Raw genomic sequence first — 25,897 nt, forward strand, 5'->3', positions numbered from 1 at the left:
CTTTTCAGATGCCGAGCCTTGTGACCGGCTCGATCAAACGCCGGGCAGCCGCGCTGTGACGCTGATGTCCGACGCCGCGTTGAATGCCGCCATCATTGCTAGCGCAGCGAGGCCGGCGCCATGACGCGATTGTCGCAGCGCATCGCGAAACTGGAGACACGCGCCAGCAATAGCGTGCGCTACGATATCAGCGCCCACCCGCTGAGCGATGCAGAAAGGGACGGCATCACGGATGGGGCGGCTATCGCGTTTGATGAGGCGGAAGGCCAGAGCCCGATGACGGAGGCTGAATGGCAGGCCGCTTTTTGCCGTGAAGGAGAAGCCCGTTAATGCCCGCTCCGCGCAAAACCTATCAAAGTCCCCTTATCCGGACGTCCAGTTTTCCCCAGCCAGCTCTAGAGTTGGGGATAGGAGCCAGACTTTATGCCGGCGTGAGAATGGGTCGAGCCGTCGCGGTCGCTGGTGGTGTTGCCCAACTATTCAATCATTTATCTGGGTACAGACCCCTTCAGGCGAGTAGCCTCCGCGGCGGTCAAGTAGCCGGTACCTTTGACGCCAAGGCTGTCCTGGAAACGACGGATGGCGGCACGGGTCGACCGACCGAATTTTCCATCAATGGGTCCTTGGTAGTAGTCCAGGCGCTGTAATAATTGCTGGACCTGTCGTCGGTCCGATTCAGACATTTGGCCCTCAGCAGGCAGGGTTGCCGTTGGGGCCGAAGGCGTTGCCGAGGGAGGTTCTGTTGCCTGCACTCGCTCCGCTGTCGCGGGTGGGCTTGGCGGCGTGGCCGGGGATGCCGCGGGCTCGTTGGACTGTGCGCTCACAGGTGGGGGGGGGGACGGTCTAAGCGCAGGCGCAGGCGCTGGAGGCGGAGCACTGGCTTGAAGCGAAGGCGCTGGAGGGGGTGGACTGCCTTGAGGTGCAGACGCTGAAGGCGGAATACTGGCCTGAGGCGCAGGCGCTGGAGGCGGAGTACTGGCCTGAGGTGCAGCTGGGATTGCGCCAGTCGTACCCGACAAAGCAGCGGTGTGCGAGCTTTCGTGGAGCTCCCAGTAAGCTATACCGGCGACTAAGAGTGCGGCGACAGCGAGGGAGCCCAAAGTCAAGCTCGTCTTCATGCCCATCGGCAGCGCTCCTTTGCTTGGTTTCTTGCCACAAACAGCTACAACAACTGACCCGAGAGGATTTGCTGGACCGCCGGAGTTGGAGTTTCCGGCGTTCGATCACGGCGGGAGTTGGGTGCTCCCGGATTCTGCAGCAGGATGGGCGGCAGGCATCCGAGGATGCCGCGCTGACAACGAGATAGGTGCTCGGTTGGTTCCCACAAGGTTCCCGACGCGGCCACAAGCTTCGCGACACGGCAGCGTCGAGATGCGGGCACGCAACTATTCCGGGGATAATCGGTTCTGAGTTCGGAACAGCGAAGGCCRCGCGCCGTTGCCTTCAAACCTGCCGCCCGCCGCCGCCGCTCATGCACCTCTAGGAGACCCCGTCATGGAAGATGGCTTCAAGGCTATGTCTCGAAATGCCGATGAGCTCGCCGCTCAGGGCCAGAGCGAAGCGGTAGAAGTGATCGACGAAGTCACTGATGCAGCCTCGGAAAGCGTCAGTGAATTTCAGCAGCTCCTCATCGATGAAATCCAGGCTCGGCCGTTGCGGGCGCTGGGGTGGGCAGCGGCAGCAGGCGTCGTGCTCGGCTTCTGGGCGGCTCGATAGCTTGTGAGCGCGTTGGTCGCCTACTTCACCGCTCAAGCCACCGCGGCGATCAAGCGCGCAGCCCTCAGCTATGGACTGCTCGCTGTCGCGGCACTCATCACCATTTTTGCGCTCGGATATGCGATTGACGCGGGCCACACTGTGCTCGCGCTTCGGTTCGGGCTGGTAACCGCCAGCTTGATCGTCGCTGCCGTGTTTCTCGCTGTTGCGATTGGCTGCGGAATAACCGCGTATTTCATCAGCAGGCGGCCCCGTGCACGCGCCTCATCGGCAAGTTCCCCATACAGCCATCCCCCATACCCGAATCCGTACTCCGGGCAGTTTTTGATCGGAGTTGGGACGGGCCTGGCAGGGCTTATCGGCCTAGCGGCGCTGCTGATCCGGTTTAGGCGCCGCCGTGGGGCGCGTGCGAGGTGACGCGACCACCGACATCACCGACGCTCGCCCCGACGCCAGCGCTCGGGCTCGATGAACGTTCCGGGCATGCATCCCGACATGGGCTGACAATACTTCGACATGCGCCTTGGAACAGCGGGCTCCGCCATAGCGCCAGTATGGGACTGCCCGGCTTTGGCGAATCATTTCGCTTCCAACGTCGAGCTCGGCCGCATTCGTGCAGGTGGCCCCTCTCGCCCGTAGCACCACGCATCTACGCCGTGGCGAATTAGCCCGGCAAGCGCGTCTCGAGAATCCCGCCCACATGGCGTCGCCTTCCCTGCGTCCGATCGGCAGACTTGGCTCAGCCATGGCGCGGTTCCGCTCTCTCGGTAGACCGGGCATCCGGCCAGGCGCGGTTGGTCATCGCGCGTCCTCCCAGGCGGCGGGCAGCGGCCATTCCGGTTCGATAAAAAGAGAAGGGCCCTCCGGCGCCTCGACTGCGATGCCGTTGTGTCCGCCAAAAACCTTGCGGGCGGCCCTGGCGACGCTCCATGCGACTGATCGGATATCACCCGCGGCTGCTGGGCACATGCGCTGGCCGCTGGCGGGCGCCGCATTCCCCGCCACAAGAAGTGGCGCCCAGGGCTAGCCCGGACAAACAGGACAAACAGGACGTTCGTCCGTTCTGTCCGTGCCCACAACCGGACGAACCGGACGCGGACACTAGTAAGTGTCCGGTCCGTCCGTCCTGTGGGTGTCCCGTTAATCTTGTACGGCCAGCCATAGGTGATCCACTCCACCGATGTCGCGCGTCCCGATCAGGTCGCATTCCATTGATCGCTTCATGGCTCGTTTGAATGCCTGCCGCTTGGCGTCTATCCGCTTGTTCTCCTCAATGGTGTCGGACGGGTAGCGCTTCATGAACTCCTTCCTCACGGACGCCACCGGCACGGCCTTGACCTTCATCGTGCCGTCGCCGAACGGGTCGCATTCCTTGCCCTCGTTGATCAGCACTTCGATTAAGGCAGCCTTGAAAACCTTGGTTGACTTTGGCCAACGCTCGCGTTGATCGGTCGGTCTGTGATCGCTCCTCGCCCCCTGTTTCCATTCAATGATGCAGGTCGTCTCGTCGTTGCCCAGGCCGACCACTTGCAGGTTGAACGGGGTTTCGGCTCCGGTGCTGCCACCTCGCAGCTTCCGAACCGCCATGCGGGTGTTGCTGATGTTGCCGGCAACGTCCCGATCCGCGAGAAGTGCCAACACCATGTCGGCAGCGGCTTCCTTGGCCGACGAGCCGCGCGTCCCAGTTTCGACTGCTTTGCCGAAGTGATCGACCGCGATCACGAACGCGCCGGTTTTGCGGCTCAGCTCGTTAAGCCGGTTCATGATGAACTGGCCTTCGGCTGCGTCGTTGCCGTCCTTGAAGTTGGCGGCGGCGTTCAGCGTATCGATGATGATCAGCGCGAGCGGCAACCCGAATTGCTCGTCGATGCTGCGCGCCACGCCAAGCGAAGCCTCAACCAGCCGATCGAACCCGTCCTTGAGCGAAGGGCATTCCTCGATCCACGCGAACGGCAGTCGATCAAGATCGGCATCGATCGGGTTGCCGACCGCGGCTTCCGACATTTTCAGTGCCGCGAGCTTGTGATCCACGACGCCACGAAGGCGGATCTCAATTTCGCTCGCACCTTCGGCTGCCACAAACAGCACGCCGCCTTGCCTTGTGACCTCGCGCCCGGCGAAGGGTGTGGCGGTCATGATGGCGGCGGCGAGGTCGATGGCGACGAAAGTCTTTCCCGCGCCCCACTGACCTGACGCCAGTCCGCTTCCCTTTTCCGGGACGGTGTTCTTGATCAGCCAGGATCGCGGCGCGCGGTCCTGGGCTTGCCCGTGCCATAGAATTTCGATCGGCGGCGGTCCGCCCTCCGCCTTCGGTTCGGCGTCGGCCTTCGGTCCTTCGGAATGGTTTTCACCTCGCGCCCAATCCGATTTTGGTTTCGCTCGACCGATGCAGCGCGCAATTTCTCCAGCGAGCCTGTTCTTGTAGCGTTCGGGAACGATCGGCTTGCCGGCAATGTAGGTTTCGATACGGCCGGCAGCCCAGCCGCAATCGAACAACCAGCAGACCGCATGATGGAAGGCGCGGCTATGATCCTCCTGCGGCGCCGGGCCGCGCTCGATCAAATCGACCAGCTCACGCGGCAGAAAGTCGTCATTGGTTTGTGACGGTTCCCGCTGCGTGAACTTCAGGACATTGTCGTCATCCGGCTTGCCGTMCAGATCAGCGACAAGGTCATCCATCTCGGATGTGATGTCTGCCATGTGCGGCCACGCGCCCGGCAAAGGGATGCCGGTGACGACGATGTAGCGTTCGGCGTCCCGATAGCTTTCGACTTCAACGGTGCCACCGGGCAATGCCTGCTTGCGATGGACCTTGCCCCCTGAGCCGAACCCGATGATGCGCAACCCAGTGCCGGAAACCGTCATTTCGGTGTACGAGGCGGCATCGTCCACCAGCGCCATCGCTTCCTCGGCGATCGCCCCGGTTTCCTTGTTACGGCACTTGTCGATGTCGAATGCTGCGATGTCGGTGCCGGACAGGTTGAAGCCAATGCCATCGCACTGGCCACTCTCAAACGCGGCCAGCGCCTCGTCATAGGTGCCCCAGGTCGAGGGGTCGTTGTTCCTGGCGTACTGGCTCGGGTTTCTCGGCCGGAACGGCGGCTTGTCCCATTTGCCGACGCCGCGCTTGTTGACCGCCCAATTCCAGCGCCACACTACCCAGTTGGGCAGGGCCTTGAGGGGAGCGAGTGCGTCGGGCAGGTTGCGCAGGTCGCCCTGGAAGGCGGCGGGCCTTTCGGACGGCTGCTCTGCGGCGCTCATGCGTGCAGCTCCGCCAGTCGGTGCTCGAGCAGGAAGTCGAAATCGTGTAGGCTAGGTGTGATCATTGGCGGGCCTCCCGAATGAGGCCGGCATGAGCGGCGATGACGAGCGCGAGAGGCTCGGAGACAGCGACGCGCCTGTAAATCTGCTTGAACGCGAGCCGCTGCGTGTTAAGGTCGAAATTGCTAGCTCCCCAGCGAAGCAATTCGGGCTCTGCGGACGCCAAACCTGGCGCCTTAGGGTTCAGCTTATTGGGGGGCATGGTGTCACGCGCCCCCCTTCAGTTGATATAAGCCGCTGCCTCGGTGCGCCGGAGGGGTGTGTTGGGGTCCATGGAAGCTCCTAGGTGAGACCCGACGCATTCGTCGGCTCCCCTAAGAAAATGCAGGCGCCCCCCGGAAACTATGTGGAGAAAACTGCGATTTTGAAAAGGCGGTTATCTCCTTCCGACTTCTCTCCTTATGGCATAATCAAGACTGCGGGGACGGTACTCTGCGGGTATGATTTTCGCGGCTGCGCGAACGAAGTCCGGAAAAAGGCCAACCTGCCGATACCCATCAGGCATCTCTGCGCGGGAGTTCCCCGGCTTCGCATTCAGTTCGTCCCGCCAATAGCCGCCGAGTTGCGCCACAAAGTTCCGCTCTGCGGTCTTCTCCGAAGCGCCTGCGGCTTTAGTTTGAGCGTGGCAATCATCCATCAATTGTTTCCAGATCAGGAGCGTCCCTCTAACAACAGATGGAGACAATCTTTCCTTCCACTTTTCAAGACGGCACTGATATTCTTCAAGATTCTCGCGACTTGTAATGCTATTGCTATCGAAATTTGGGTCACCGTAAGAATGCAAAGCCATCATCTGAACAAAAGGAATTTGATAATCAGCGTCCTCAAGGAGATTCGCTAGTTTCGAAATGCTCCGGCGAAGCTTTCCCCCGGAACCTTTCCCCGAAAGTAGAGATCTGAGTTCGGGAACGCTCGTTGCGTAGTACTTAGCAGAAACAAAGAAGGCTGCGGCTCGTTCGGCGTGGGCCGGGGCCAGAATTGCCGCCAGAGGAACGGCCTCCTCGGAACCCTCATGCTTTTCCCCGCGATAGGCCCGACTAGCCAGATTTATCAACTCTGTGGCGAGTTCGTCCTCCACGATGAGCCGCGGGATGATGCGGGCAGCCGGGAATACTTGCTTGAGGTTTTTTTCCATTATGCCTCGCAAGAAGTCGAGTGAAGGCTCAGGAACGCTTCCGCTTTCCACTGGCCATAGGGATGACGTCGGCCTCGGGCTGCTTGCCGTATTGCATCAGGTCATCGATGTGCTGGGCGAGTTGGTCGGCAGCGGCGATCAAGGCCTTGTCCACCTTATGAATGTAGGCGCCGGTCACGCCGCTTCGCGCGTGCCCGAGCAGCGCCCTGATCGTTGGGTCGGAAAAGCCCAGGTCGTCAGCGTGCGAGGCGAACGAGTGGCGCATGCCGTGGGGCGTCACGCCTGAGATCGCCGCTCCGATGTCGTCCCGCCAAACACGGGGCAGCCCCTGATAAAAACCGCGCTCGCTTTCTTTCACACTCGGAAAGACCCACTCGGAGTTCTGCGACCGCTTCATCACCTCTCGCAGAACGGCGACCGCCGCCGCGCCCAGCGGGCGGATGCTCTCGCCGGTCTTCGTGTCCCCAAGGCGCAGCGCCCGGCCGGCGATATCGACCTCGCCATGGCGAAGTTGCTCAAGCTCGCCTCGCCGGCAGCCGGTCAATGCGACCAAGCGGGCGAGTGCGATGGCTTGCCAACAAGCGCCATCGGCCTCCAGGGCGGTCAGGGTATCGCCAAAGGCTTTGTAGCGATCCCCTTCCAGCCGCACGCGGCGCTTTCCGTCTTTCGCACGAACGACGCCGCGTGACGGGTTGTCATCACGATAACCCTCATCGACCGCATAGGAGAGGATGCCACCGAGCAAGCCAAGCGTACGAGCGGCAGTCCCTTTGCCGCCTTCAACAATCGCCCTGCCCCGCTTCTTGGTTTTCACGTCCGTTGCCGTCTTACCGGTCGTCACGTCACGGACGAAGCCCCGCACATCGGCCGTCGTCAGATCCTTGACAGTGCGATTGCCAAGCAGGGGATTGATGTGCCGCTCAATGCGGCCCCTATCAACATAGAGCGTGCTGGCCTTCTTGGCCGCGCCGCGACGTGTGAGAAGCAGCCCCTTCTCCGCCTTGTCGAGATAGTCCTGGCAGAGTTCCTTGACCGTCATTGCCTCGCGGTCGGCAGATCGTTTCTCTGCCGGATCATGGCCCTTCGCCGCGTCGCGCAGATGGTCCTTTGCAATGTCGCGGGCTTCATCAGGCGTCAGTACGCCATAGCGCCCGATCGTGAGGCGCCGGCTGCGGCCATTCTTGTTGCGGTACTGGACGAGGAACGACTTCGCGCCGCTCGGCTTCACGCGCAGGCCGAAGCCCGGCAGATCGTCATCCCAAAGAAAGAGATCCGAGCCCTTCGGCTTGGCGGCATCAATTGTCCTGATCGATAAGCGGGCCATGTCGGGTAAGCACCAGGTAAGCAGCGGCAGGTAATCTCGGGCAAATCCACGCAACGCTATTGCCCATCGATTTCTACAAATCTGGCATAAAATCAGACGCTTGGAAATATGGAGGGATGTGAGGTAATCACAGGAAATGCCACGACCGTTACCCTCCGAAGGCAAAGGTCACACGTTCGAATCGTGTCGGGCGCGCCATTTTTGGAATCTCGCGGGTTCTCGCGAGTTTCTGCCTTAGCCCCTCATCTTGGCGATCATCGGAGACCCCTGCTGTCGCAGTTGGCGGGGGGTGCTCATGGCTGAGCTCCGCAGGACGGGGGCGGTTGGCAAGCAAGGTTCAGGTGTGCAGGCAACCCTGCGGCAACCAGGCGATTCCTTGAGAAGGCAGGGGTTTCGCACGGGCCCGAGCGCCGGAGGCGGAGAGCGACACGGCCGCGCTGTCTCTAGCCCCGTGACCTTCACGATGACGGCGAGCGCCCTTCTGCGGCGTTATCAGGCGGAGGCGAAAGCCGCCAAACGCAGCGCAGCGTATGAGCGCTCGCGCATCAGCTCCGTCGCCTGCGGCAGCAGCTCATCAATTCAAACCCGCTTGTAGATGTCCTCGATGCGGACGATGTCGTCTTCGCCCAGATAGGAGCCGACCTGCACCTCGATGATCTCGAGCGGGATCTTGCCTGGATTGGCCATGCGGTGGGTGCAGCCGATCGGCAGGTAGATCGACTCGTTCTCGTGCACAACGAGGGTTTCCTCGTCGCGCGTCACCTCGGCCGTGCCGCGCACCACGACCCAGTGCTCGGCCCGGTGGAAATGCTTCTGGAGCGAGAGGACGCCACCGGACTTGACCGTGATGCGCTTGACCTGATGGCGCGAACCCAGATCGATCGAGAGATATTTGCCCCAGGGCCGGTGAACTTCGCGATGGGCACCGGCCTCCGCCTCGCCGTTGGACGCGATCATGGCCACGACGTCCTTGACCTTGTCGGCCTTCGCCTTCGGCATCACCAAAATGGCGTCGCGCGTGGCGATGACGGCGACATCGTCGAGGCCGACCACGGCGACGAGGGCCTCCTCGGAGCGAACGAGGTTGTTCGCGCCGTCCACGACATAGCCCCTGCCTTCGACGACATTCCCGCATTTTCCCTTGTCGGAAAGGTCCCAGATCGCAGCCCAGCCGGCGACATCCGACCAGCCGAAATGACCGGCGATCACCGCTGCCTTCGTTGTCCGCTCCATGACGGCGTAGTCGATCGAGATCTTCAGCGCCCTGGCGAAGGCGCCGGTGTCGAGCACCCGGAAGCCGAGATCGCTCGTGCTCTTCGCGACGGCCTCACGCGCCGCGCGGATGACACCCGGCGCGAAGATCTCAAGCTCGGCCCGCATCGTGGCCGCATCGAAAATGAGGTTGCCCGAGTTCCAGAGATAGCCGTCCGCGAGACAGCGCGCAGCCTGCACGGCGTCGGGCTTCTCGACGAAAGCCTCGACCTGGCGGGCGTCATCGGTGATTTCCGCTCCAGGCCGGATATAGCCGTATTGCGACGCCGGATAGGTCGGCGGTATCCCGATCGTCACGATGCGCCCCTGTGCGGCCACCTTGGCAGCCCTGGCGCAAGTTTCGACGAAAAGCGCGCCATCCTGCACGACATGATCTGCCGCGAAGACGCCGACGATGGCTGCGCCGTCGCGCGCAAGGCCGAGCTCGACCGCGATCGCCACGGCGGGAGCGGAGTCTCGCCTGACGGGTTCGAGCACAATCTCGGCCTGCACGCCGATCGCCTGCAACTGATCCGCGACGGTGAACCGGTATTCCGAGCTGGTCACGACGATCGGCTTGTCGAAGACCGCCTTATCGGAGAGAAGCTGAACCGCCCGTTGGAAAGTCGATTCCTGACCGAAGAGCGGGATGAACTGCTTCGGCATCGTGTCGCGCGCGATCGGCCATAGGCCGATGCCGACTCCTCCGCACATCACAACGGGGATGATCTTCTGCGACATGGATTCACGCTCCTCGAAGTCGCTGATCAACGGCAGGTATTTCTGGGAATGACTGTTATTCGCGCGTCCGATCAGGCTGAGCTGCCAAGCTAGCATGCGGCATATCTCGGCGAATAGCTCACTCCATTGACCTACTCCTTGCGGTAGGGCTTGACGCAGCGGGAAACAGCCGGGCCGCGGCAAAAGGCCCGATCCGCCGGCACGAGCAGCCGGCAGAGTCGGGCCTCCGCGATCTTCAGCCGCTTCCCGGCAGCTTTCGGGCCGATGCCCGTTCAAGCCGCCGCCGGCCTCACTCCTCCCTGAGGCCCGAACGCACGGAATCCATCAGGGGCTGCATCAGATAGGCAAGGGCGGTGCGCTCGCCTGTCGGCACGAAGACCTCGGCCGGCATGCCGGGCTTCAGTTTCGAACGAATCTTCGGGGGGAAGCCCGAGGCCGAAACACTGACGCGCAGCTCATAGACCATCTGCTGCGAGACGTCGTCGCGCAGCGCATCGGCCGCTACCGACTTGACCTCGCCGACGGTGAAGGGCGTCGCCCGTCCCTTGAACGAGGGCAGGCGCACCTCGGCCGCCATGCCGGGGCGCAGGCTGTTCACGTCCATCGGCGAAATCTTGGCGGTGACGACGAGATCGTCGTCCTGGGGCACGATTTCCATCATGGTCTCGCCCGGCTTCACCACCGCTCCGACCGTGTGGACCTTCGAAGCCACGACCCTGCCGGCACGCGGGGCGCGGACTTCCGCACGCGCCAGCACATCCTCGGCGATGCGCAGCTTCTCGCGGGCATCGGCGAGTCTGACCCGGCAGTCCGCGACCTTCGTCGACGCCTCTTCCGCGGCCTTGAAGCCGATCTGGCTCATCTGGAGCCGGATTTCGTCATTGGCCACGGATAAGCGCGCGAGATCCGCGTTCAGCGAGCCGATGCGGCCCTCGAGTTCGGTCAGCGACCGGCGCAGCGGGTTGATGCGCGTCGCCGCGATGTAGCCCTGATCGGCGAGAGGCCGCAGCTTGGTGAGCTCGTCGTTGATGCTGGCCGCCTGGGTCGTCGCGGAATTGCGCTGCGCCTCGGTCGATTCATATTGCTTCCGGGATTGCGTCAAACGCTCTCCCAGAATGGAGACCTCCATCTTCTGGGCCGAGACGCGCTCCTTGAAGAGGCGTTCCTGATCGAGGACGATCCGGCGCGCCTCCTTGCTCTCGCCGGCCTCGGTCAGTTCATTCGAGAAGGCGATGCGGTCGAGCTGGTCGATCTGTGCGGTAAGCCGCGCTTCCTCGCCCAAAGCCTGGAGGACGCCGAGCCGCGCCACGCTGCGCTGCGCGGCGGCATGCGTGGCGTCGAGCCGCAACAGCACCTCGCCGGCGCGAACCTCGGAACCGTCACGCACCGCGACAGCCTCGACGATGCCTCCCTCGAGATGCTGGACCGCTTTCCGGTCGCTCTCCACGACGACGCTGCCATGGGCCACGACGGCGCTGTCGAGGCGGGCGGTCGCCGCCCAGGCTCCTCCGGCCCCCAATGCAACGGCGACGACGATGTAGCCCTTCTGAACAGGGGTCCGCCAATCGCCACCCGCTTCGGCAGGCGTTCGCGCCAGCAGGATCATGCGCCTTGCCCCGACAAGAGCGGGCTCGAGGCGCCGACGCCATTGCGTTGTGTGGAGCGACAGCTTCTTCGCGATATTCACCGACAGTTTCATCGACGCGCCCACCTCGCCACGGAATGCGGCTCCAATTGTCGTACCGCTCCACGCTGAGGCGGCTGAACGCGGGGCCCGACGCCCGGCTGCAGCAGCACGGGCAGGATCTCGTCGCGCAGGCCGACCCTGACGGCCTGGCCTTTCTGCATGAGGATGATCTTGTCGACCTGGGACAGAAGCTGCGGGCGATGCGTGATCACCACGACGATGGCGCCCGCGGCGCGCAGGCCCGACAGGGCGCGGGCGAGCGCGGCATCGCCATCCATGTCGAGATTGGCGTTGGGCTCGTCGAGCACGACCAGCGCGGGCTGGCCGTAGAGCGCTCGCGCCAGGCCGATCCGCTGCCGCTGTCCTCCGGACAGGATCGCCCCATCGTCGCCGATCTGCGTCGTGTAGCCGGCTGGAAAGTTCTGGATGAGGTCATGCGCCGAGGCGGCCGAGGCGGCGGCAACGGCGGCATCGTCGGTGGCGGCGGGATCGAAGCGGGTGATGTTGTCGCGCACGCTTCCGGCGAAGAGTTCGACATCCTGAGGAAGGTAGCCGAAGATCCGGCCGCGCTGCTCGTCGGAAAAATGCCGGATGTCGTTGCCGTCGAGGCGCACGACGCCCTGGTCGGGGTTCCAGACACCGACAAGCGCGCGGGCCAGGGAGGATTTCCCGGAGCCGGTCAATCCGACGACTGCCGCGACCTCGCCCGGCTCCACCTCGAACGAGACATTTTGCAGAAGCAGCGCTTGTCCGTTCGGAGCGCGCACGCTCAGGCCCTCGACGCGCAAGGAGCCCGCCGGGTGGGGGAGCGTCATGACCTCGCTGCCGGCTGAGGCGGGCTTCAAGGCCGTTCCGAGCCTGTGGAACGCGCTTCGCGCGGACACGAAACTCTTCCACTGGCCGACGGCGCCCTCGATCGGTGCCAGGGCCCGCCCCATGATCAGGGAGGCGGCGAAGATCGCGCCCGCCGCTATGTTCTGGTGGATGGCGAGATAGGCGCCGACGCCGAGCACGGCGCATTGGAGGACCAGCCGCAGCAGCTTCGTCGCTGCGAGCAGCGTCCCGCCCCAATCGGCAGCGATCGTATGATAGGCGAGCGCTCTGCGCTGCCGGTGCCGCCATTCGCCGCGGATGGCCTGAGCCATGCCCATCGCCTGGATGACTTCGGCATTCCGGAGGGAGGCCGCGAGGCGCTCGCTGGCGCCGTGGCCCAGTTCCGCTGCGCGAACCAGGGAATTCTTCGTGACGCGCTCGTTCAGCAGGGCGACGCCGAGGATCGCGGCGGCGCCGACGGTGGCAACGAGGCCGATCGCCGGATGCAGGATGAAGCAGAGGCCGAGATAGATCGGGATCCAGGGCGCATCCATCAGGGCCGGCACGAGACTGCCGGACAATGTCGCGCGAAGGGTTTCGACATCGCGGATGGGCAAGATGTGCTGCGAGCCCTTGGCCTCCAACGCACCGCGAAACGCGGCCTCGAATGCCGGCTCGGACAGCGCCCGGTCCACGCACAGGCCGAGCTGTACGAGCGCGCGGCTGCGGAAATGCTCGAGTGCGGCATAGGCCGCAAACAAGGCAAGGACGATCAGCGAGAGCATGACGAGCGTCGTGCCGTTCCGGCTCGTCAGCACCCGGTCATAGATCTGCATCGTATAGAGGGGGGAAACGAAGACGAAGAGATTGAGAACGAAGGAAAGCCCGAAAAGCGAAGCGAATGCGGGCGTCAGACTGCGGACCGTTTGCGAAAGCATCTTCGTCGGTTTCCTTGCAGCGATGGGAATTTCAGGAGAGGCAGAGCCGGGGGATACCGACTCTGCGGGGGCGGCGAGGAGCTGCCGCCGGGATTATTCTCGAAGATCGGCGATCCGGCTCCGGTCGTGGAGCCGGATCGCCAGGCAGGGACCGCGACCTACCAGTGCCAGTGCGAGGAATGGCCGTGGTCGTGATTGTCGTGCTGCGCCTGCAAATCCTGGAACCAGTTGCGACCGCCGCCGTTGCCGCCCCAGGAGACGTGATGCCCCCCCCAGCCGCCCGGCGTCGTGGGCGTTGACGGAACGACCGGCGCGGATGGCTCCTCGCTGGGCGGCGCGGGTTCTGCGACGACCGGCGGGGCGGGCTCCGCTGTGACCGGCGGCGGCAGCTCGGCTACCGGCGGGGTCGGTTCGACGGCAGGCGGCGTGGGCTCTGCCGTGACGGGCGGCGCAGGCTCAGCCGTAACCGGCGGTGCAGGCTCTGCCGTAACCGGAGGAGCGGGCTCCGCCGTGACGGGAGGAGCGGGCTCCGCCGTAACAGGGGGAGGCGTCGCCGGTGTGCCCGTATCCGGCGCCGAGCTCACACCCGTTGCTCCGATGGACTCGAACGGAGCCGATTCGATGCCATGCGACTGCGCCATCGATCCGGATGTAAAGCTGTAGTCGCCGTTCGCGGCATTCGCGAAGCCGGCCTGGGTGGTCACGACGCTACCCACGTCGCCGCCGCGCTGCTGGAAGCTCGACAGCGAGAGATCCGCGACGGTCAATTCGCTACCATCGGGGTTGTAATAGACGTTGTTGTGGATCAGGCCCGCATTGGTCTGATCGGTATCGATCGTGTTGCTGCCATCCTTCGAGACCTGGATGAAGTTCTCGTAGGTCTCGTTGCCGGTGATGGCGTAGCCGTCGACACCGATGGTCGCGATACCGTATTTTCCGTTGTCCAGCAGCGTATTGTCATGGATCGAATTATTCGATCCACCATGGATCAAAATGCCGCTGAAGGACGTTCCCTCGATGAAGTTGCCATAGATCTGCGCATTGCTCGCGAGGTTGTCGAGATAGATGCCGGAGCTCCAGTTTTCCGCGAACCCGCCCTCCTGCGTGTTGAGGCCGCCGGTATCGACGATGTTGTTGTAGCGGATCGTGTCGCCGAGTGCGCCGGGATCCTCGTGAGAGAACAGGTAGATGGCGCCGACATCGGGCGTCTGCTGGCCGGCATGGCGGATGTCGTTGTACTCGATGACATTGCCGCCGGATGCGATGTCGGGATCGTGGTTGTTCTCGGAAATGGCGAAGCGCGGCACATTGGTGATCGTGTTGTGGTCGATCTGGTTGCGCGCCGATTCCTGCATGTCGATCGAGCCGTACTGAACGAAGGCTTCGTTCGAGTGGTCGATGACATTGTTCGATATCTTGTTGCCGCTGGTCCCTGACGTCAGGGCGACAGCGCTCGACCAGATGTGGTCGAAGCTATTGCCCGAGACCACATTGCCGTTGCTGCTGCCATGCAACGCGACACCGAGGCCGACATAGACGAAATGGTTCCCGTCCACCGTCAGCCCAGTCGCATTATGCGCCTCGATCGCTGCCGTGTTGGGATCGCCCGATACCGCTGCCGTGTCGGTCAGCGTCAGGCCCTTGATGCCGACATCCTTCGCGCCATCGACGACGAACAGGCTGTGATCGGAGGATGCGACCGCGCCGTCGCCCGTGAAACCGGCGGGCGCCTTGAACAGGACGGTGCCGGTCTGGCTGTTGAACGACCACTCGCCCACGCCATCCGGCACCGGCTCCGAGACGAAGAAGCGGCTCGCAGGGCCGAGATCGTAATTGGCTTCGGATGTGAAGGTCATGACGTTGCCGCTGACCGACGCGATCGTCAGGTGGTCGTTGGCGTAGCCATTCTCGGAGAACACCGTCACCGTCTGCCCGACCTGCGGGGCATGGCCCGACGGGAAGTCCGACGGATTGAAGGCGAGGGATTTGCTGGGATCGGCCCCACCGGGCAGATCCTGCCCCCAGAGCCAGCCGCCTCGGATGGGATCGGAAGGATCGACGTTGGGAAAGCGGCTTTCGACCTGCTGCACGCCGTTGACGGTCAGTTGCAGGATCTGGGCGTCATCGACATGGGCCGACCAGACGCCGTTCGCGCCCTGGGTCCAGCCAGTGATCGGCGTACCGCCGCTGACGATGGCGTTCTGTCCGGGGGACGCCACGAAGGATGAGCCGGAATCGGCCGACGTCAGGTGAATGGGACTGTCGAGATGGTAGGTACCACCTGCGAGGTAGGTCGTATCGGCGCCCCCGCTCTGCCGCATGGCTTCCTGGGCACGCTCAAGAGTCGCAAAAGCTGAGGATTGATCGAGTCCGGAATTGTTATCGTTTCCGGTTGTAGATACGTAGAAATTAGCCATAAAGGGGTCTCCTGTTAGGGCAAGAACACACTCGGTGTGGTCGAGCCCCTAGATACCCCTGACCGGCAATCGCGTTCTACCCAAAGACCTGAATTTATATCAAACGGTATTAGTCCGATCGTACTATCCGTCCGAATTTGGTACACTATATCAATCGATTATTTCTTCATTAAAAACTGACCCTCCTGTGGACGAAACCGGCCTTCCGGCATCCATCTGGCAGATCGTCAGGTGATGGTCGCAACATTGGGCACCTGCCGCCAGGCGATCGACATACTCCCGGAAGGCCGCCAGAGTCGCGATCGGACTCTGGCAGCGGTCGCAAATCACGAGCGCCTGGGCGGAGAGGTCCCGCGGCAGCAGCACAGCCGGAGAGCCGCAATCCCGGCAGCTGAAGCCCGTGCCCGCCGGAAGCGCCGGGCGATCGGCATCGGCCAGCGAAGGCGAGGCGGGGCGGCCGATCATGCCGAAGCCTGATAGAAGGATTTGTAATTGCGGTAGGCCTGCCCGCGGTCCGTCGCGTTGTAACGCCCCTGTTCCTCGAGATCGACGCCGTTGAGCACGATGCCTCCCACGTCGAGCCCAAGCCGCGTGAGATGGTCGAGCGTGGCGGAAACGGTCGTCCTGAGCGTGTCGTTCCATTTGACGACATGCAGCACGGTGTCGGCGTGCTCGCGCAGCAAGGCGCAGTCGGCCGAAAGCAGCACGGGCGCGACCTCGAACAGGATCACGTCATATCGCGCGCGCGCCTCGCGCAGCATCGCCTCGAAAGCCGGATTCGAATAGACATTCTGCCCGTCCCTCAGGCCGGATGCGCGCCGCACCGTGGCGATGGAGGTCGCGCTCGCAGAGTCTGAATCGCCGCCTTGCGGAAGGCATTGGTCGAGCAACGCCTCATGCGGGAAGTTCTCGCCCAGCAGGAGTCGGCGCGGAGAACCGTCGACCACCAGAACCCGCTGCCCCATCACCGTCAGCACGCGAGCCATCGCCGACGCCACGAAGGACTTGCCCTCGCCCGGTGCCGAAGAGGTGATCAGCACCACCTTCGGCGGATTCGTGGGAGGAAACAGCTCCGCCACCGTCGATCTGACCGCTTCGGCGAAGACGAGGCTCTCCAGACCATTCGGGTAGTGCTCGAGCTTGGGAAGGAGCCCGACGCAGCTGCTGTGATTCTCGAGCGCGAACTCGCTTTCGCTGCGGAAACCGCGATCCCGCTTCTCCAGCATGAAGGACAGCGTGGCCCCGGCCGCGAGCCCGGTGAGCAGGCCGAGGCTCAGCACCAGTCCCGGGCCGGGGGTGTTCGGCAGGGAAGGTACTTCGGCGGGAGCCAGGATCTGCGCGATGACCGGCCTCAGCTCGCTCACGGCACTGGCCTGCTGCTGCGCATCGGACAACTGCTTGACGCGGTCGCGCGCGGCCGTCGCCTCCGCCTGCAAGGTCCGCAACTGGCCCTCGAGGCCTCGCGCCTCGATCGACTTCGTCTGGAGTGTCGCGACGCGTGCCGAAAGCGCCGTTTCCGTGGCACGGGCTGCCTGGACGTCGGTGTCGATATTGGCCACGGACTGGGCGAGCTGCTTCTTCAGGCGGTCCTGCACAGAAGTGAGCGTCAGCCGCAGCCGCGTGACTGCGGGGTGGCGATCGCCGGCCATGCTGATCATTTCGTCGAGAGCCCTGCGCGCCTTGCCCTCCTCGTCCAGGAGCGCCTGAACCACCGGAGATCCGCCGAGATCCGTCGCCTGCGGAACGTTGCCGGCGGCGATGGATTCCTGCGCCCGGCGCAGGCGCATCTCTTCCGCCAGACGTGTCGCCGACGCGGCGTTGATCTGGGTCAGCACGTCGCGAAGCTGCTGCTGCTGCATGTCGGCGCCGTCCTGCCCGAGCTCGACGAAGCCGGTCCGGACGCGGAACTCCTCGATTTCCTTCTCGATCCGCGCCAGGTTGATGCGCGCTTCCTGCGCCTGCACCCCGTACCACTGGCTGGAGCGCTGCGAGGCGCTCGTGCTCGCTTCCATCTTCCGCCGCAGATATTCGGTGCCGAAGGCGTTGACGATGAGCGCAGCGCGATCCGGATCGGTATCGCGATATGTGAGCGTGACCAGATACGCCTTCGAGTCGTTGCCGACCGTCAGCGACGACAGCAGCCCCTGCGCGACGACATCACGCAACGCCGGCGGGCTCGTCGACCCGCCCAGGCCCACGAATTCGCGGGCGGTCTCACGGACCCAGGGCGGGAAGACCAGGTCGACGCCGCCCGCAACGAGACTGGACAAGGAGGAGGCCGGCTTTTCGGATACCTTGTCGAGGCCCAGCCGCGATACCACGGCCCGCGCGGTCGCCAGCGAGCGGATGATCCGCGCCTCGCTCTCCACGAGCGTCGAAGCCTCGAGCGCGACACTGCTCGATTTGCCTCCCCCTCCCGCCGTATCATCGCGCGTGAAGTCGAATTGCAGGACCAGATCGGTGGCATAGCGACGCGGCATGACCACCAGAGCGAGCGCGGCAACCAGCACGGCTCCGCAGGTGACCCCGAGGATCAGCCCACGCCGCCGCCAGAGCATCGAGAGAAAGTCGAAGGTCGCGGCATCGTAATATCGGGAGAGCGCCTGAGACTGGCGAGGAGCCCTCATCTCGCTGAAGAAATCCATGGTCGCTTGTCCCGCCTGCTTCGTGTCTCTGGATGACGACTGAGGCTGCCCGCTTCCGCGGAGGCAGCCCGATTGGGCCTTTGCGCCGCGCTACTTCGCCCCGCGCGCCATGAGCACTGCCGGAACGGTCTGCAGCAGCACGTACAAATCCAGCCAGAACGACCAGTTATGGATGTAGAAGCTGTCCTGGCGCTTCTGGATCGCGAGATCGCCGTCACTGCGATCGGTCACCTGCCACAATCCCGTCAGACCCGGCGGGACGCTGGTCCGAAGCGCCTGGAACGCCGTGTCGAAGCATTGATTGTGGTAGGCCGGGAAGGGTCGCGGTCCGACGATGCTCATCTCGCCGCGCAGCACGTTCCAGAGCTGCGGCAACTCGTCGAGGCTGGAGCGGCGGATGAACTGCCCGATGCGAGGCAGGATCCGCGGGTCGTGCGTCAGCTTGAAGAACCGCTCCCACTCGTGCCGCGCCGTGAGATCGGCATCGAGATGGGCCGCCAGGCGAACCTCGGCATCGGAGAACATGCTGCGGAGCTTGTAGACCTTGAAGATGCGGCCGTTTCGGCCGATCCGCGGCTGGGCGTAGAAGGCGGGCCCGGGATCGACAGCCTTCACGGCCAATGCGAGCACGATGATCGCGGGAGTGGCCAGAATGGCGAGCGGTATGCCGAGCACGAGATCCACCAGCCGCTTCAGGCGCAGGTTGCGGGGGATGTGAATCGCGCTGCGCCGCTCGAAGCCGAGCAGCCCGCCCATGACACGCATCCGGGGGGTCAGGATTTCAAGCGCCGAGGCGTCGTGGACGACGAAGATCTGGCGCAACGGCAGGCGTTCCAGCCAGTCCGCCTTCTCGGCAGGCAAATCGCCCGAAGCGCATAGCGCGACCTCGATCCGCTCCGAAATGATGTTCGCCTGTCCGCAGGTGATGACGGGAAGACCGGCCGCCTGGCCGGCTTCGGCAAGCGACTCCCCGTCGTCATCCGTGAGAATCGCGACCGGTCTCAACCCGAGCTCCGGCCGCAGCGCCAGATGGCGGGCAAGCGCCGCGCAGGCCGCCCTGGTTCCATACAGTACCGTCGGGGCGGCCCAAAGCCCGCTCCTGAGCAATGCGCCACGGACCAGCATCTCGACATAATAACCGAGCGCGATGGCCAGCAGCGATCCGGCGGCCACGATGCCGATCAGCGGCGCAGGCCGTTCTCCGATCAACACCCAGGCGATCACGACCATCGCGGCGATGGCATTGCCGAGCGTACGCCGGCGCAGCCGGTCGACGGGCTCGGCACGTTCCGAGCCGTAGAGGCCGAAGCCGGCTTGTGCCCCGCACAGGGCCAGGACCCAGACGACCATCAGCCCGGGCATGGCGGTGTCCGCACCGAACCCGCCGATGCGGGCGCCAAACTGCAGAATGCCGATGACGATCGTCAGGGTGGCAAGATCACCGATCAGCAACCCGGCGGCGACAAGCAGCCGGCGCGTCGCGGGAGCCACGCCGGCGCCCACCCGATAATCCGGCCTCGGCATGGCGATGGCAGGCGAGACCGCGGTGGTGATGATATCCGGCATGGCAGCCTCCCGTGATATCGCGCGGTAAGGAGAACCGAACCGCCGGAGCACCAGACCGAAAAGCGGATTTCCGCTTTTCGGGAGAGTTTGGCGCTGCAACAATGAGTTGGATCGACAGCGTGCGTCCCGCAGGACGCGCCGCCGATCTATTGCGCAGCGATCATGGGCTCCACCTGGGGCATGATGTGACGCTCGATGCCGCCGGCCTTCACCTCGGCCTCGATCCAGCGATAGGTCGGAACCAACCCTTGCCGCAGATGCATCGGCGGTTCCCAGCCGAGCACTTCACGCAGAAGGGTGTTGTCGCTGTTGCGACCGCGCACGCCCTGCGGGCGGTTGGTGTTGAAGCGCTTGTTGATCGTCTTGCCGGCGATCTCGGCGACGATGTCGACGAGCCCGCTGACATCGACCAGCTCATCGGTGCCGAGATTGAGCGGCCCGGAGTAATCCGATCGCATGATGCGGAAGATGCCCTCGACGCAATCGTCGACATACATGAAGGAGCGGGTCTGCTTGCCGTCGCCCCAGACCTCGATCGTGTCGCCGGAGGCCGCATGCGCGACCTTGCGGCAGATCGCTGCCGGCGCCTTCTCCTTGCCGCCGTCATAGGTACCGAGCGGTCCGTAGACATTGTGGAAGCGGACAAGCCGGGTCTGGAAGCCGTAATCCTCGGTGAAGTACTCGCACAGCTTCTCGGTATAGAGCTTCTCCAGCCCATATCCGGGCTCCGGATCGGCCGGGAAGGCATCCGCCTCCTTCAAAGGCACGACGGAAGGCACATCCTGCAGGTGCTGCGGATAAACGCAGGCCGAGGAGGAGAACAGGAAACGCTCGACCTTGGCATCATGCGCCGCCTTGAGCATCTGGGCGCTGATCATCGTATTGTTGTAGGTGATGGAGGCATGCGCCCCGGAAATGTAGCCGATGCCGCCCATATCCGCAGCTAGGTTGTAGACCTCGTCCATGCCGTAGACGGCTTCCCGGCAATTCTCCATCTCGCGGAGGTCCAGGAGCTTGAACTCATCCGCCGAGCTGTCCTCGTAGTCGGGCTCCTTGATATCGACGCCTCTGACCTTGTAGCCCTTATTCTTCAGATAATTCACGAGATGAAAGCCGATAAAGCCGCCGGCGCCGGTAACCAACACGTATTTGCTAGACATTACATCGCTCCACTAAGAATTGAGTTTCGGTGTTAGCGATTTTCAGTTTCCATTAGCAGTGGTAAAACTGAATTATACCTCTATTGAGATCGGCTAGCTTTTAGGAGTAGCTGCCGGAGCATTCTTCTCACGGAGCAGTTGCAAGCTGGCGCCGATCATGAACTGGGGCACGATCTTGCCGTAACGACGCCAGAGGCGCCGCGGCTCCGACATCAGCCGGAACAGCCATTCGAGCCCGTTTCGCTGCATCCAGTGCGGCGCCTGGCGCTTCGTGCCGGCCAGGAAATCGAAAGCAGCGCCGACGCCGATCATGACGGGCGCATCGATGCGCCCGACATGTCCGGCCATCCAGTATTCCTGCTTCGGCGTACTGAGCCCGACCCAGACGATGTCCGGCTTGGCTTCGTTGATCATGCGCACCATCTCATCGTCTTCGTCGGGTGCGACGGCTCGAAACGGCGGCGAGAGGGTGCCCGCCACGGCGAGGCCTGGAAAACGCTTGGTGAGACAGTCGCGAAGACGGTCCGCGAGGCCTGGAGCGCCGCCGAAATAATACTGGCGATAGCCCTTCTCGGCAGAGAGCGCCGAGAGCGCCAGCATGAGATCGGGGCCGTAGACTCTCTCGGTATCGCGATATCCGAGCTTGCGGGCCATCCAGACCAGCGGCATCCCATCCGGGGTGACCAGGCCTGCACGCTCATGGATCGCCATGAGCGCCGGGTCGGACTGGCTCTCGATCACGCCGTGGACACCGGTGATGCAGATGAAATGCTGCGCCTTCCGGCCGATCCAGTCCTCTACCGTGCGCAGGGCATCCGCCATGTTGATGGCGCTGACGTTGACGCCCATGATGCGCGCGTGAGGAAGGGAGGGCTCCGACGTCATCAGCCGGCCCTCGCGATTTCCATCCGCCGCACCGGATCGCGCGACCGCGACAGCCAGTCCTCGAAATAGGCGATCGTGCGCCGCAGGCCCTCCTGCAGCGGAACCTTGGGTGTCCAGTGCAGCAGCTCCTGCGCCTTGCTGATGTCGGGGCAGCGCTGCCTCGGATCGTCCTGCGGCAGGGGCCTGAACACGATCTCGGAACGCGAGCCCGTCATCGAGACGATCAGGTTCGCGATCTCCGCCATGGTGGTCTCGACGGGATTGCCGAGATTGACGGCGCTATCCAGCGGCTTCGTCACGTTCATCAGGCGCATCAGGCCATCGACCAGATCGTCGACGAAACAGAAGGCCCGCGTCTGCTGCCCGTCTCCATAAAGTGTGATGGGCTCGTTCTTCAGCGCCTGGACGATGAAGTTGGAGACGACACGGCCGTCTTCCGCATTCATGCGGGGGCCATAGGTGTTGAAGATGCGGGCGACGCGAATGGCCACGCCATGGCGCCGGTTGTAGTCGTAGAACAGCGTTTCCGCGCAGCGCTTGCCCTCGTCGTAGCAGGCGCGGGGCCCGCTGATGCTGACGAGCCCGCGATAATCCTCGACCTGCGGGTGGACGTCGGGATCGCCGTAGATCTCGCTGGTCGAGGCCTGCAGGATCGGGATGCCCAGCCGCTTGGCCATGCCGAGCATGTTGATCGCGCCGAGTACGCTCGTCTTCGTCGTCTGCACCGGGTCGCGCTGGTAGTGCACAGGCGAGGCCGGGCAGGCGAGATTGTAGATCTCGTCGACCTCCAGATAGAGCGGGAAGGTGACGTCGTGCCTCACCGCCTCGAACAGCGGCTGACCGAGAAGCCCGCTCAGGTTTTCGCGGCGCCCCGTATAGTAGTTGTCGACCGACAGCACCTGGTGGCCTTGAGCGACCAGTCGCTCGCAGAGATGGCAACCCAGGAAGCCGGCGCCACCTGTGACGAGAATGCGTTTCTGCATGTGGAAACTCCAACGGGTCGCAATCATGCGCAAGAAGAGGCCTGCAGCTTTGCCGCAAGGCCGCCGTTCTCAAAGGGCGCTTTGGGGGGCCTTCTTCCTGGCGCGGGCGAGGAAGGGCTACTTCCCCGGCAGGCCGACATGACGCTCTGCCGCAATCGCGGATGCTGCAGTGCACATTCGGATTAATCCTGCCGAGACCCGCCTTGACCTGAATGGCGACGCGGAAAGCGGACATAGTGCTGACATCCTGCCTCCTGCCCGGCGCTCAATCCCGAGGTCCGTCCGGGCAGGACCGTGTGGAACTGCCTTGTCCCCTTCATCTGGTCACCGGGAACTGCGTCCCGCTTCCGAAAAACCGGCCCGTGCCGAATGGTCGTGGCAATGCCACTTCCGGCGCCGCCTGTTGCCGCTTCTCGTGGCGCTGCTGCTGCCGATCGCGGCCATGGCGGCGGAACGGGAAGCGGTCGAAACGCTTTCCATCGGCGACAAGGTCACGGTCTCGGTCTTCGGCCAGTCGGACCTCTCCGGGGATTTCGTGCTCGACGGGGCGGGCGCCGTGAACATGCCCTTGGCCGGACGTATCAGGATCGCGGGGTTGTCGGTGCCGGATGCGGAGATGCGGATCCGCACTGCCCTCATGGACGGCTATCTCCGCGATGCCGTCGTCAGTCTGCGAGTGGCCGAGCTGAAGCCGGTCTACATCATGGGCGAGGTCCGCTCGCCCGGCAGCTACCCATTCCGGCAAGGTCTCAACGTCCTCGGGGCCGTGGCGCTCGCCGGGGGCTACCGGGTGGGAGACGAATCGATCTCCGTCCTCAAATCGGAGCTCCTGCTCGCCGATGAGCGCGAGCGGCTGCTCGAGACGTCGCTCCAGAGCCTGACGGCAAGGCGTCTGCGGCTCGAAGCGGAACGCGACGGCACAAAGCAGCTCGCTCCGCCTTCGCCGGGCGCCGAAACAGGCAGCGCCCAGATCACTGCGGGAGAGCAGGAAATCCTGGACTTCCAACGACGTGCACATGAAGGCGGGCGCGAGCTGCTGCGGCAACAGGTGGCTCGTCTCCAATCCGAGAAGACCGCCCTGACGGAGCAGGCCGAACTGGCGCGAAGGCAGATCGAACTCACTCGCGAACAATCAACCGAATACGACAAGCTCGCCGCGACCGGCCACGGGTTGCGCAACGTCCAGGTCGAGCGCGAGCGGGAATACGCCCGCACGCGCAGCGAGCTCGCCCGCATCAAAGCCGAACTTGCCAAGAACGACACCGCATTGGGCGAAGTGACGCTGCGGCTGGAAGACATCGATACGGCCTTCATGCGCCGCGTCGTGCTCGAGCTTCAGGAGACGCGCCTGAAGATCCTGGAAGTGGGGCGCAGCGTGCCGGTCGCGCGGGAGATCGCCGAAAGCCGCCGGCGCAGGCTGGCCGCGAATGGCGGGAGCGGAACCGCAGGGGACTGGGACATCCGGATCACCAGACAGGGCGGCCTGGTACCGGTGACGATTGCCGCGACGTTCGGAACCTCGCTGCAACCCGGCGACATCGTGCAGATCACGCCCAAGGCGGGCTCGCCCGAAGACCGTGCCTCCGGCGAAGCCAAGGCAAGCATGCGCCCAATCACGGGTCTCGTCAGTCAGGAATGACCACCACGCGGCATACGCCGCGAGAGGACCTTCCCATGCATTGCAAGATACGCCCGATCATCATGTGTGGTGGCGCCGGGACAAGGCTGTGGCCGACCTCCCGGAATTCCCTGCCGAAACAATTCGCCATGCTGCTCGGCGAGCGCTCGACATTTCAGGACACGGTTCTGCGGCTCCGAAACAAGCTGTTCGATCGGCCGATCATCCTGACCAATCGCGACCACCGCGTTCTGGCGGAGAGGCAACTCGCCGAAATCAACGCGTCGGCCGATATCGTGCTCGAACCCGAGCGGCGGGACTCCGGCCCGGCCATCCTCGCCGGCTGCATGATCGCGGCCAGGGAGGGACCCGACACGCCCGTGCTCGTCGTCGCCTCGGACCATGTCGTCGAAAACCCGGCGGCGTTTCGGCGCGCCGTTGCCAACGGCATTCCCGCTGCACGAGCACGGCGCCTAGTCACATTCGGGGTCGTGGCGAGCCACGCCTGCACGGAATATGGCTGGATCGAGCCGGGGGTGATGCTCGAAGGGGAAGCCCGGCATGTCGAACGCTTCGCCGAAAAGCCCGATGGGCGCCGTGCCGCCGAATACCTGCTGAATGGCTGGCTCTGGAATTCCGGCAACTTCCTGTTCGGCGCCAGCACCCTCATCGAGGAATACCGATCCTTCGAGCCGGAAACCGTGAGAGCGGTCGAGAACGCCGTTGCGAACGGGAAGGAGGAGAACGGCGCCCTGGCCCTGGCCCTGGCCGATTTCGTCAAAGCCGGGAAGCGCTCCATCGATTTTGCCGTCATGGAACGCACCGAGAGAGCGGCAGTCGTCGCGACATCATGCGGCTGGTCGGATGTCGGCAACTGGGACGCGTTGTGGGCGCTCAGCGATCATGACGGCTCCGGCAACGCCCGTCGCGGCAATGTCGAGCTGTTCGACGTCCATAATTGCTTCGTCTCGACGGATGGTCCGATGACTTCCGTGCTCGGCGTCGAGGATCTCATCGTGATCGCCAGCCGCGATGCCGTGCTCGTCGCCGATCGCGGTCGTGCGGCCGAGGTCAAGCAGGTGGTCGAGTTGCTGCGCAGCAAGGGCTGCAGCCAGGCCGAGACGCATGCCAGCGTCTATTGCGCATGGGGCTCCTACCAGATCGTCGATGCCGGCGAGGGCTTCCAGGTCAAACGCTTCATCGTCGCTCCCCAGGGGCGGCTGCTCTTGCAGAAGCACCGCTTCCGCTCCGAACACTGGGTTGTCGTCCGAGGCACGGCCACCGTGACCATCGAAGACACGGTCAGCCATTTCGGCGCGAACGAGCACATCTTCATCCCGCTCGAAACCGCGCATCAGCTGGAGAATGTCGGTGCAGAGCCGCTCGAACTCATCGGCATCCAGAATGGCAGCTATCTCGGCGAAGACGACGCCATTCGCATGGACGATAGCCGCAGACGGGTTTGAATGCCTTGCCCAACGGGGCCGGCATCTCCAGCGGAACAAAGGGCAGATCGCATCTTTCCCGCCGTCCGGCGGCAGAAACATACGGCTCGGCATAGTGAAACGGAGGCACTTTTGATCACGTCCGCGAGACCCGCCCAGCAAGAACGCGGCAGCCGCACTTCTTCCTCGACTCTGCCTGCGGTCCGCCACCCGACCTTCGCCAAGCATTGGCTCGCTGGCGACAAAGGCGGC

Annotated in this window: 18 protein-coding genes; 4 read left to right on the forward strand and 14 right to left on the reverse strand. The window is 63.9% G+C overall.

Annotation, left to right across the window (positions count from 1 at the left end; translation table 11 throughout):
• Nucleotides 1-120 precede the first annotated feature (120 nt).
• Nucleotides 121-330, forward strand: coding sequence for a hypothetical protein (locus tag AC1DVA_RS21110; protein ID WP_476807166.1), 210 nt, complete (start codon nucleotides 121-123; stop codon nucleotides 328-330).
• Between the two features lie 158 nt (nucleotides 331-488).
• Here the strand turns inward: AC1DVA_RS21110 and AC1DVA_RS21115 are convergent, their stop codons facing one another.
• Nucleotides 489-1,124 (reverse strand): peptidoglycan-binding domain-containing protein, encoded by a 636-nt coding sequence (locus AC1DVA_RS21115; protein WP_476807167.1) that lies wholly within the window; start codon nucleotides 1,122-1,124, stop codon nucleotides 489-491.
• Between the two features lie 370 nt (nucleotides 1,125-1,494).
• Here AC1DVA_RS21115 and AC1DVA_RS21120 point away from each other — a divergent pair, with 370 nt between their 5' ends.
• Nucleotides 1,495-1,716: a hypothetical protein gene (locus AC1DVA_RS21120; protein ID WP_476807168.1), complete on the forward strand. Its 222-nt coding sequence runs from the start codon at nucleotides 1,495-1,497 to the stop codon at nucleotides 1,714-1,716.
• Between the two features lie 1,140 nt (nucleotides 1,717-2,856).
• Here the strand turns inward: AC1DVA_RS21120 and AC1DVA_RS21125 are convergent.
• From AC1DVA_RS21125 to AC1DVA_RS21185, 13 genes are all read right to left on the reverse strand, one after another.
• A complete protein-coding gene (locus AC1DVA_RS21125) occupies nucleotides 2,857-4,977 on the reverse strand; it encodes an AAA family ATPase (RefSeq protein ID WP_476807169.1) in 2,121 nt (706 codons plus the stop codon).
• Between the two features lie 436 nt (nucleotides 4,978-5,413).
• Nucleotides 5,414-6,172, reverse strand: coding sequence for a hypothetical protein (locus AC1DVA_RS21130; RefSeq protein ID WP_476807170.1), 759 nt, complete (start codon nucleotides 6,170-6,172; stop codon nucleotides 5,414-5,416).
• 28 nt (nucleotides 6,173-6,200) lie between these two features.
• A complete protein-coding gene (locus tag AC1DVA_RS21135) occupies nucleotides 6,201-7,496 on the reverse strand; it encodes a tyrosine-type recombinase/integrase (RefSeq protein WP_476807171.1) in 1,296 nt (431 codons plus the stop codon).
• Nucleotides 7,497-8,075: 579 nt separating this feature from the next.
• A complete protein-coding gene (locus tag AC1DVA_RS21140) occupies nucleotides 8,076-9,488 on the reverse strand; it encodes a mannose-1-phosphate guanylyltransferase/mannose-6-phosphate isomerase (RefSeq protein ID WP_265051321.1) in 1,413 nt (470 codons plus the stop codon).
• Nucleotides 9,489-9,777: 289 nt separating this feature from the next.
• Nucleotides 9,778-11,187: an HlyD family type I secretion periplasmic adaptor subunit gene (locus tag AC1DVA_RS21145; RefSeq protein ID WP_476807172.1), complete on the reverse strand. Its 1,410-nt coding sequence runs from the start codon at nucleotides 11,185-11,187 to the stop codon at nucleotides 9,778-9,780.
• A complete protein-coding gene (locus tag AC1DVA_RS21150; protein WP_476807173.1) occupies nucleotides 11,184-12,926 on the reverse strand; it encodes a type I secretion system permease/ATPase in 1,743 nt (580 codons plus the stop codon). Before AC1DVA_RS21150 ends, AC1DVA_RS21145 begins: the two co-directional genes overlap by 4 nt.
• Nucleotides 12,927-13,084: 158 nt before the next feature.
• Nucleotides 13,085-15,247, reverse strand: a complete 2,163-nt coding sequence (locus AC1DVA_RS21155; protein ID WP_476807174.1) for a right-handed parallel beta-helix repeat-containing protein — start codon at nucleotides 15,245-15,247, stop codon at nucleotides 13,085-13,087.
• A gap of 246 nt (nucleotides 15,248-15,493) precedes the next feature.
• Nucleotides 15,494-15,808, reverse strand: a complete 315-nt coding sequence (locus AC1DVA_RS21160) for a hypothetical protein (protein ID WP_476807175.1) — start codon at nucleotides 15,806-15,808, stop codon at nucleotides 15,494-15,496.
• A complete protein-coding gene (locus tag AC1DVA_RS21165) occupies nucleotides 15,805-17,988 on the reverse strand; it encodes a GumC family protein (protein WP_476807176.1) in 2,184 nt (727 codons plus the stop codon). Before AC1DVA_RS21165 ends, AC1DVA_RS21160 begins: the two co-directional genes overlap by 4 nt.
• A gap of 90 nt (nucleotides 17,989-18,078) precedes the next feature.
• Nucleotides 18,079-19,554 (reverse strand): sugar transferase, encoded by a 1,476-nt coding sequence (locus AC1DVA_RS21170; protein WP_476807177.1) that lies wholly within the window; start codon nucleotides 19,552-19,554, stop codon nucleotides 18,079-18,081.
• Nucleotides 19,555-19,700: 146 nt separating this feature from the next.
• On the reverse strand, nucleotides 19,701-20,714 hold the full coding sequence (locus AC1DVA_RS21175; RefSeq protein WP_476807178.1) for an NAD-dependent epimerase/dehydratase family protein: 1,014 nt from the start codon (nucleotides 20,712-20,714) through the stop codon (nucleotides 19,701-19,703).
• Nucleotides 20,715-20,807: 93 nt separating this feature from the next.
• Nucleotides 20,808-21,599 (reverse strand): WecB/TagA/CpsF family glycosyltransferase, encoded by a 792-nt coding sequence (locus AC1DVA_RS21180; protein WP_265051313.1) that lies wholly within the window; start codon nucleotides 21,597-21,599, stop codon nucleotides 20,808-20,810.
• Entirely contained in the window at nucleotides 21,599-22,582 is a 984-nt protein-coding gene (locus tag AC1DVA_RS21185) for a UDP-glucuronic acid decarboxylase family protein (RefSeq protein ID WP_265051312.1), read from the reverse strand. Before AC1DVA_RS21185 ends, AC1DVA_RS21180 begins: the two co-directional genes overlap by 1 nt.
• A 415-nt stretch (nucleotides 22,583-22,997) precedes the next feature.
• Between AC1DVA_RS21185 and AC1DVA_RS21190 the strand changes: the two genes are divergently transcribed.
• Nucleotides 22,998-24,221 carry a polysaccharide biosynthesis/export family protein gene (locus tag AC1DVA_RS21190; RefSeq protein ID WP_476807179.1) on the forward strand — a complete coding sequence of 408 codons (1,224 nt, stop codon included), beginning with the start codon at nucleotides 22,998-23,000 and terminating at the stop codon, nucleotides 24,219-24,221.
• Between the two features lie 35 nt (nucleotides 24,222-24,256).
• Nucleotides 24,257-25,666 carry a mannose-1-phosphate guanylyltransferase/mannose-6-phosphate isomerase gene (locus tag AC1DVA_RS21195; protein WP_476807180.1) on the forward strand — a complete coding sequence of 470 codons (1,410 nt, stop codon included), beginning with the start codon at nucleotides 24,257-24,259 and terminating at the stop codon, nucleotides 25,664-25,666.
• Nucleotides 25,667-25,897: the final 231 nt, after the last annotated feature.

The sequence above is a fragment of the Allobosea sp. P4_C6 genome (genome assembly GCF_056402015.1).